Source organism: Paraburkholderia sp. JHI2823 (assembly GCF_038900695.1).
Lineage (GTDB): Bacteria > Pseudomonadota > Gammaproteobacteria > Burkholderiales > Burkholderiaceae > Paraburkholderia > Paraburkholderia mimosarum.
In genome coordinates this window covers 23040-32338 of the sequence record NZ_JAYMRY010000060.1, presented here as the reverse complement: position 1 = coordinate 32338, position 9299 = coordinate 23040, and the positions used below count along the sequence as shown (strand labels likewise).

5 protein-coding genes are annotated in these 9299 nt (G+C 61.2%); all 5 read right to left on the bottom strand.

Annotated elements, in window-relative coordinates:
- Positions 1-102: 102 nt before the first annotated feature.
- The 5 genes from VSR34_RS35050 to VSR34_RS35030 all read right to left on the bottom strand — a co-directional run bounded on the left by VSR34_RS35050 (position 103) and on the right by VSR34_RS35030 (position 9298).
- On the bottom strand, positions 103-3708 hold the full coding sequence (locus tag VSR34_RS35050; protein WP_342964851.1) for a hypothetical protein: 3606 nt from the start codon (positions 3706-3708) through the stop codon (positions 103-105).
- Positions 3709-4020: 312 nt separating this feature from the next.
- On the bottom strand, positions 4021-5853 hold the full coding sequence (locus VSR34_RS35045; RefSeq protein ID WP_342964850.1) for an ABC transporter ATP-binding protein: 1833 nt from the start codon (positions 5851-5853) through the stop codon (positions 4021-4023).
- A gap of 111 nt (positions 5854-5964) precedes the next feature.
- Positions 5965-7239: a DegT/DnrJ/EryC1/StrS family aminotransferase gene (locus VSR34_RS35040; RefSeq protein ID WP_342964849.1), complete on the bottom strand. Its 1275-nt coding sequence runs from the start codon at positions 7237-7239 to the stop codon at positions 5965-5967.
- Positions 7240-7322: 83 nt separating this feature from the next.
- Positions 7323-8054, bottom strand: a complete 732-nt coding sequence (locus VSR34_RS35035; RefSeq protein WP_342964848.1) for a PIG-L family deacetylase — start codon at positions 8052-8054, stop codon at positions 7323-7325.
- On the bottom strand, positions 8051-9298 hold the full coding sequence (locus tag VSR34_RS35030; RefSeq protein WP_342964847.1) for an aminotransferase class III-fold pyridoxal phosphate-dependent enzyme: 1248 nt from the start codon (positions 9296-9298) through the stop codon (positions 8051-8053). Before VSR34_RS35030 ends, VSR34_RS35035 begins: the two co-directional genes overlap by 4 nt.
- Position 9299 lies beyond the last annotated feature (1 nt).

Genomic DNA, 9299 nt, shown 5'->3' with positions numbered 1-9299 from the left:
GGAAAGGCGAGCCAGAGTGGGGCGCGGGAGGGGAAGACGCGCAAGCCTTGCGCGGTGGCCTTGTTCTTTACGGACTGTCAGGAAGCTGCTTTAGCACGAACCCTATGCACGATCAGACCTCGGCCGCCCCACCGGAGCCAGCGTTGTCCAGTCAATGCCGCGCTCCAGTTCGAATCGGCAGACAAGTCCACGTCTAGATAGGTGTGCATTGATAGCCTGCTCCGTGGCGGCGTTGTGTCCCCACGGTACCGTCTCCATACCCTGGAGCAGGCGTTCCAGTACGGCCGGATCGATACAATCTCCGAAGCGGGCCACCAGGAAGTGCTTCGCGCGCCGAAACCGAAAGCCGCAGTCCGCCAGTTGCGCGGCCAACGAGGCTGCACCGCAGCCCGCCACAGCAATGCCGGGAGCGTGCCTCACGATCAGCGAACCTAGCCCGGACAGTGCCAAGCTTCCCTCAGCCACGGCTTGCCGCAGTTCATCCGCCAGATCAGAGCGCTTGAACAAGCAGGCTGCGATCAGGTCATCGCCGACATGAAAGACGTCTCGCTGGGCAAGTCCCGCAAGTGCCTCTCGTGGCCATCTCGCCGCCAGGAACAGGCTCGCCTGCCGGAGATGCTCATAACGATCGTGCCAAAGGCGATCGTCCCTGGCACACCCGCCCAGCCACTGTGCGTAACGGTCAATCAGCGCCCGGCAGCGGCCGCTTCCCCCGCGCAGGCAACGCAGAATCAAGCCACGCACGACGCGGCTCCGTGCGATCGCTCCGACAGTGGAAGACATTGGTGAAGTATGCAGGGCGACATACTGCGATACGTCGTCAAGAACTGACCGATATTGGACCAACGTGGTGATCACCGATTCCCAATCGGGTCTGTTGAAACGTTCGGCAAATCCGTCGACGATGTCGTTCCCGACATACGAGAAATCGTATGAGGCGTCGAAGAGGACGCGCGTGGCAACCACAAAGCGCCTGAGATCCTCGTATTGCCACAGGCCTGATGCCGGTACGCCGAGACGGATGAACAAAGTCCAGGTGCCCAACACCTGCGCTCGCCGGGCCGTCAGCGCCGGGAACATCCAGGTGCGGAATCGATCGAGGAACACCTCGAACGCCAGGATTCTCGCGATTTCGTCGCCGGGGCAATCGGGCGGCTCCGTCCACTCCACCGTGATCTGCCGGGGCGTGAACACATAGCTGGCCTTGTGAGTTCCCATCGGGATCTGAATCTCGAGCAGTTCTCGTTCGAAGCGCAGCACTTTCGTCGAGCGACTGCTGAATGTCGAGCAGAAGCGCTCGAGTGCCTGTACGCGTTGCGGCAGCCGCTGCGTGTCCAATCGGAGCCCCGCCAGCGACCACTGGTGCAGGAGATTGTGCACAACGTGCGGGTTCCTGTAGCGAGGAACGGCCCCGCCGGCAGCCACAATGGCGTCAAACTCGAATCGCCAGTTGCGGTCCTCTATCTCGAATGACTCGGGTATTGCTTCGTCACTCCACTCTGGCAGCCAGATCTGAAAGCGATCGAGCACTACGCCATCACGCCAGGACAGCGGCTCCCTCCTCAGGAATACTATCCACTGCTTCATCATGGCGAGGTAGCGTTGGTAGCTCGAGGTATCGCCTTCCTCCACGGTACGAGCCAGCAGCCCTTTCAACGAGGCGTCGTAGGTCTCGATCAGCGATCCTCTGATCTGCTCGGCGACATCCTCCAGATCGATCTTGCCCAGCGCATCGTGCAGGCTCGAGCAGGCATCGTTCAGCTGCTGTGAAATCCGCGCTGTCGTGTCAGCGCCCGACACTATGCTCCTGAAAGAGGCCACTGCCTGCTGGAACGCTCCCACCGGATCGAGGACCGCGGGATGGTCCTGAACCTGCACGGCTAGCCGGACCATGTCGGTGATCGGCAACCCCAATGAGCGAATCGATGCCATCGACCTTTCCGACAAGCCACGTTCAAAAGCGCTCGCCAACGCGGCCATGCAGGCAACCGCCTCGTCCATCGTATAGACCGGCAATCGTGCACACTCCGCGTCGACGAACGCCACGCTTTCCAGGACGAGCACGGCAGTGTCGCGCTGGTGCGCAGTCCATTGCATGGCTGCCGAATCCAGCAAGCGGCGTAGCGTCTCAGGCGGGACCCGGAATGTCGCGGCTTCGCAGTTCAGCAAGGCCATAGCTATCCGCAAATCTCCGCCTTTAACCAGCGCGCCGGTCCCGACCGACAGCGCATACAACGCCGGCAGTTCGCGCTGTGGCTCGCTGGACAACACTCGCACGGCACGTTGATAGGCTTCTGCGAATTCGGTAAGCGCGCGGACTTCTCCGGCATACCCCGAATATTGCGACCGCCCGATCTGCGCGAGCAGGGACGGCGACTCCACCACGCCATTGGCACGCTGCATCCATAACGCCGGCATAGGCTGTTCGGTGCGCGCGAGCAGTCGTTCTTTGACTTCCGTGGGCAGTGACAGACCGCGCAGCCGCGACAGAGCCCTGGTGCAATCCTGTGTCAGCTCGCCGTTGGGCGTAAGCACCTCGTCCATGAAAATCAGCGCACAGTCGTCGGGCAACACCAGTTCCCGGCGGACCGCTGTCCGGACTGCCCGCAGCATCGCCGAGCCGCCGAGAATGCAGGTGCCGCGATCGAACGCAACGCAGTCCGCTCCGGCGGGTACGCGCTGCGTGTCCACTCTGACACACGTGACCCTCTGTTGTCGGAACATGATTCCCGCATGCTCCTCCGCGCTGCCTTCGTCCACCATCACCACCGCGACATCGTCCCGCTCCCGCGTATCCAGGGCGAGATACTGACGCCAGGCGCTCATGAGGTCTGGTGCCATCAACCCACGGCCAAAAGATTTCGCGCCGAGCATCAAGAGTCCGGCTTCCACGACGCCGTAGTCTCGGGTTAGCGCTTCGTGGCAGTCATCGGTCAGCGCTGCCCGCTCCCGGAAAGCCGTATCGGGATGCGCCGGACGCGCCTGCAGCAAATGCAGCCGCCGAACAGTCGTCTCGCGCAGATGACGTCCGCGCCAGAGCCTGAGGTCCGTGGCGGCCGGGCGCAAGGCCAGGCTCGTCGCCCGCGAGCCCGTGCTCTGCGCACTGCCAAAACCGAAGCCGATCGTATGGGCAACGTTCATCAGCTGCGGGTTCCTCCCCATGATGGTGGTGATGGAAACGAAGCCCAGTGCCGTCTCGAGGCCCCATTCGCAATCGATTGCGGCGAAGTCGAAGATCTCCATCAGTACGGTGCAGAACCCCTCCAGGCGATCCAGGACCGCTGCATCCAGATACGGCGAGTGACTGGCACCGACATCATCGGCCACATCGATCTTCAGCAGCGGCTGCACGAAGCATGAGATGGCTTCGAAAGGAGCGGATCGGCCCGAAAGCACCTGCTGACGCCGAGCGTGCTCGGTCGATCCGCTCAGTGCCACGGCGGCGACGTTCTGCGTCAGCTCTTCCGGCCTGCGGCAGATCAGGCTTTCGTAGCCCCCAGCATTGACGTGATCCGCCGAGTCCTCGATTCCCGCGCTGCGCACAATCCATGGCACAGGGCCGCAAACCTCCTCCACCCTTTGCGCAAGTCGAGGAAACGCCGCCACCAGCGAGGCGATGTAGGCCGGCACCGCGGCCTGCGCCAGAACATCGGTCACCGCGGTCGGTAGCGGAGCAATCGGAAAGATCGGCAGGACCAGATCGCTCAACGATTCGAGCCCGCGAATACGCAGAAGTCGATCCAGCTTCGGTTCGTAGTGCTGTACTCCGCCTGTAGTCATAGGATGTGCACGCAAACGTTGGTGAATGGGATACTGCGACCCTGTATCGGGGCCACCCTGCAGCGGCGCTACTCAAGAGCCACAAAGGGTGCTACTCGTCACCTCCATCCGGCAATGAGCGCGAATGCGACACGCTGGCTCACCAGGAGATAGCCGCCCATCTTTACTGACGGATTTCCATGACCCAAGTCGCGAGAACCGGGCGCGCTGTGAATCGATTCTTCGACATGACTCCTGCTCTCAATCAGGATTCCCAATGAATCCGCCACTCTGATGAGCCCACAACCGCGCATAGAGGCCGCCTTGTGCAAGCAGCGTTTTGTGGTCGCCTTGTTCGACCACACGACCCTCGTCGAGCACGATCAGCCGATCCATCGCCGCGATGGTGGATAGGCGGTGCGCAATTGCAATCACCGTCTTGCCTTCCATTAGCCGGTAGAGGCTTTTCTGGATTACAGCTTCGACTTCAGAGTCCAGAGCACTGGTCGCCTCGTCGAGCAGCAGGATCGGCGCGTCCTTCAGCATGACACGCGCAATCGCGATTCGCTGACGTTGTCCGCCCGAGAGCTTGACGCCGCGCTCGCCCACATGTGCATCGTAACCGCTTCGGCCGCTTGCATCGCTCAGACTCCGGATGAACTCGTGTGCCTCCGTACGCAAGGCTGCTGCTTCGATCTGCTCCTGCGTTGCTTCGGGCCGGCCGTACGCAACGTTGTCGGCCACCGAGCGGTGCATCAACGAGATATCCTGTGTAACCATGCCAATGTGGCTGCGTAACGAGTCCTGCGTGACACGTGCGATGTCTTGCCCGTCGATCAGAATGCGCCCATTTTCCAGGTCATGAAAGCGCAGGAGCAGGCTAACCAGTGTCGATTTGCCGGCACCCGAGCGGCCAACGAGGCCGATCTTCTCCCCGGGCTTGACAGTCAGGTTGAGGTTGTCGATCACGCAGCGACTGGATTCGCCATAGCGGAAGCTCACCTGCTCGAAGTGCACTTCACCACGCGGCACACCGAGCGTGATGGCGTCGGGCGAATCGAGCACGATACGCGGACTCGACAACGTCTTCATACCGTCCTGTACCATGCCGATGTTTTCGAACAGGCTGGTCATTTCCCACATGATCCAGTGCGACATACCATGCAGCCGCAATACCATTGCGGTGGCCGCAGCTACAGCCCCAACGCCCACCGCGCCTTGCGACCACAGCCAAAGCGCCGTTCCGGTCATACCGATCGTGAGGCTCATGCTCAGCAGGTGGTTGACGATCTCGAAGGCGCTCACGTACCGCATCTCGCTGTAGCCGGTGCGCATGAACTCCTTCATCGCCTCGCGCGCGAAGCCAGCCTCGCGCTGCGTGTGCGAGAACAGCTTGACGGTGGCGATGTTGGTATAGGCGTCGGTCACGCGTCCGGTCATCAGTGCACGCGCGTCAGCCTGCGCCTTGCCTGCCTTGCCCAGGCGCGGCACGAAGTAGAACAGCGAAGCGATGTAGAAGCCGAGCCAGATCACGAAGGGCCACACCAATTGCGCATCGAGCACACCAACCAGAACGATCATGGTTGTCACGTACACGCCCATGGCAATCAACACGTCGACCAGCACGAAAATGGTCTCGCGTACCGCAAGCGCAGTTTGCATTACTTTGGACGTGATGCGGCCTGCGAACTCGTCCTGGTAGAAGGCCATGCTCTGCCCCAACATCAGCCGGTGGAAATTCCAGCGTAGCCGGGTTGGCAAGTTGACCGTGAGTGTCTGGTGCTTGACCACGGTCTGCAACGTCACCGCCCCGATGCTGATCGCCAGAACGGTGGCCAGACTCAGCAGGGTGTCACCGCGCTCGGCCCACAGGCGCGACGGCTCCTGGGTGCCAAGCCAATCGACGATACGCCCGAGCATTGCAAACAGCAACGCCTCGAAGGCCGACAAGATCATCGTGAGTACCGCCATGGCGATGATCTTGCCGCGAACGCCCTGTGTGCATGCCCACAGGAAAGCGAAGAGCCCTTGGGGCGGTAGCGCTGGCTCCGCGGCAGGGAACGGGTAAAGTAGCTTTTCGAAAAAGTTAAACAAGGTATTAGCCCCTCAGACAGTCCGAGACTGTTGCCGCACTCCCATCCGGATTGCAGAAGATGCACCCAATGCATAACAACCCGGCGATGAGTGGACAGCTCGTGCCTCCTGTCAGGCACAAAGGTCGTCGATCGCTCCGGCTACCTTCTCGAAGGCTGCAGCCACATGCCCCATCGCATCCGTATCGGCCAACAGCATGCGGTGAGGCAATGCGATGCAGGATCGGGAGAATGCTTGCGCAATGGGCAATTGATAGCGGGATGGATCAACCGCATCGGCAAATGCCTTGCCCAGCGCGAACCGCTTACGCGAAAACGGTTTGTACAGAGGACTCTGGTTAAGTGCGCTATACATTGTCTTGCACGGTAACCGGAGCTCCGCGGCCAGCGCCGCAGCAAATCGTTCGACGCCTTGCGTCTCGACGACAGACTGCGGAAGTCGTACCACGTACGTGTAATACGACCGCGCCGTGGTCCCGGGGGCAGTCGCTTGCGGCGAGAAGCCGAGGGAAATCAATAAGCTATCCAAAACAGCGGCGTTGCTGCGCCGTAGCGCCAACTGCTCGTCCAGCACCTCTAGTTGCGCCACCAGGATGGCCGCATGAAATTCAGAGAGACAGTAGTTGCTGCCCATGATCTCCGCTGTCTCAACCAGAGCCATCTCGTCCATTCCTGGCGGCTGCACGCAGAGCGTACGTCCGTCGGCGCGCAGATGCGCCAGGCGGCGCGCCAGCGCAGCGTCATCGGTAATCACCGCTCCGCCCTCGCCGCTCGTCAGCAACTTGCTGTGCTGCATCGAGAAGGTCCCAGCTGTGCCGAAGCGGCCGACATGCCGATCCGCATAGCGGGCTCCATGCGCCTGGGCACAATCTTCTATGAGCGGGATCGACCGCGCACGAGCTATTGCTACCAGGCGATTCATGTTGGCGAGCGCCGATCCCAGATGGACTACCGTGATGGCCCGCGTACGGGGTGTGATGGCGCGCTCGAGCGCCACCGGATCCAGACAGCCGGTGTGGGGCTCCACGTCGGTCAGGACGGGAATGGCGTTGATCCCGAGCACGGCCGAAGCGGAGGCGACCCAGCTTACGCCGGGCACGATCACCTCGTCGTGCGCCCCAACTTCACAGGCCTCCAGCGCCATGGTCAAGCTGGCGGTGCCAGTCGAAGACGGTATGCAAAACGGGGTGCCGGTGTAAGCGGCAAACACCTGCCCGAAACGCTCTTCCCACGATGCTTGCCCTCGGTATTGCCCACTAATGGACCACCGATGATTACTCAGCACGGCATCGATGTTGCGCCGTGTATTCTCGGTACTCTGCGGCCAATTGGGCCAGTTTCCGTTAAAGACTGCAGCCCCTCCGTGAATTGCCAGTTTTTTCAGCATGGGCACCTCCGTCAATCATGGTTGACATCGTCTGGTTCAGGCAGTTGCAAAGTCCCGCCGATAGTTATCTGTGGACAGCTCCTTCAATTTGCGCGGCGCCACAAGCGCTCCGCGTACCGCGCATTCCCCGCACCAACACGACTGGCATGTCGCAGCATTTCGGCAACGGTCCACGCACCGGTCTGGGAGAGGTAACTCCACATGTCCTCACACTTGCCTTCGAGGACGATCTCGATGTCCGCCGTCAGGGCGGGCACCAAGCCTTGAGCAGTAAGCTGCCTGTCGAGCTCGGCGAGCGGCAGGCTTGCGCTGTAGGGAACATCCTCGTAGTAGAGAACTTCGACCCGATCCAGCGCATCCGTTGCGATCCGTACGATTCGATGATCGACATGTCCGCCCACGCCGCATGGCGCGAGCAGGAAATGAGGCGCCAGACGCGCCACCGACTCGCCAATCAGTTTCACGATGTCCGCGGTTCTTGGATCATCGGCGGCGGCAGCACTTAGCTCCTTTACTTCGTCATAGCCCATCAGGAAGCTGTCCGGACACGCCAGACCGGTGTAATTCATCCGGCGTCGCTCGCAGTAAGCAAGATCCTCCTGCTGTCTCATAATCGCCACCGCGTTCGCAGATGCCCGGCTCAGCGTCTGCGGACACGCCCATCCGCTGCGCCCGAAGACCGTCATCAGCAGAAGATCTGCCTGAACGCAAAGCTGAGCCACAATGCCGCCGATCGAATAGGCGACATCATCCGGGTGCGGCGACAGCAGCAAGATCCTCCTGCCGATCATCGATTCCAGGGACAAGAGCGTCATCGTTCTTCCTCGAGCCACTGGATAGCTTGCCCGGCGGGAATAATGTCGGTTGCTCCGTCTATCATGTTGAAGGCTGCCTGGAAGCGTCGCCGAGGGCTTACCGAGGTGGGACCAATCAGTCCCGACTGGCGGGAAGTGGCTGCCAGACCAGTCTCGAAACACTGAAGCAACTCGTCAAATACATCGGCGGTTGCGAGAGAAACCGCCTGATTGTCTCCCTCATATAGAAGCAGGCCGGCCGCTGCGCAATTCGCGTACAAGGCCTGGTCCATGACTTGTGTTGCGGCCACGATTTGAAGCATCGGGCCATCACCGTAGATCTCGATCGGTAACTTACTCCGCCGCACTATGCCTCTCATCTCCGCAGCCAGCGCGGCGCCGCAGCGGACCAGCCGCTGGTACCCATCATTGTTCGCCATGTAGTCCAGCGTGGCCAAAGCAGCCACGATCGGGATCGTGTCGAAATAGGCGGTGTAAGTGAATTCCTTCGCCCACGCCATCAGATCGGACCGCCCGATCAGGCATGACAATCGTTGGCCATTCGCCAGCCCCTTGGCGAACGTATACAGATCCGCGTGGAAGCCGACCGTCTTCGGAAACCTAGAGGCACGCATCGAGCGGTAGCCCTGTTTCACATCATCGCAGCAGAGCAGGACGCCTTCTCGACTGGCGATTATCGCGAGCCGCTGTAGCGTGTCCGGCTGAAGGTGGACATAGTCAGGCGACAGAATCACCATGGCCACGTCCCCGCGGTGACGTTCGAGTATCTGTTCGAGCAACTCGGGCACGAAATAGAAATCAATGATGCCGCTAGCGTTAGCTTCGAGCAGGTGACTGGCGGCAACCCAATAGTCACCCCAGCCGTGATAGCCCGCGCTGGCAATGAGCCGTCGCCCCGTGAACAGGCGTGCGACCTGAACGGCAGCCCGGCAGGCCTCCGTACCTGTGCTGTACAAAGCCAGGCAGGCGTTGTCCATACCGACGTCACCCATGATCCGATTCGCGAGCTCCTCATGCTGGTTGCTCCAGCAGCTCGCCGAAGCGTGCCCGCTTCGCAGATGGCTCGCGATGGCCGAATTCACCGCCGGGTGATGGTGCCCGAGGGTGATGCAGCCCTTGCCGTTCATCAAGTCGATGTATTGCCTTCCGTCCGAGAGTGTCACCTTGGCGCCACGGGAGCGGACGGCGCGCAGTCGGGGCTGTGCAGTATAGATGCCGGTAACGATGTGGTGCGGTCTGTCCATC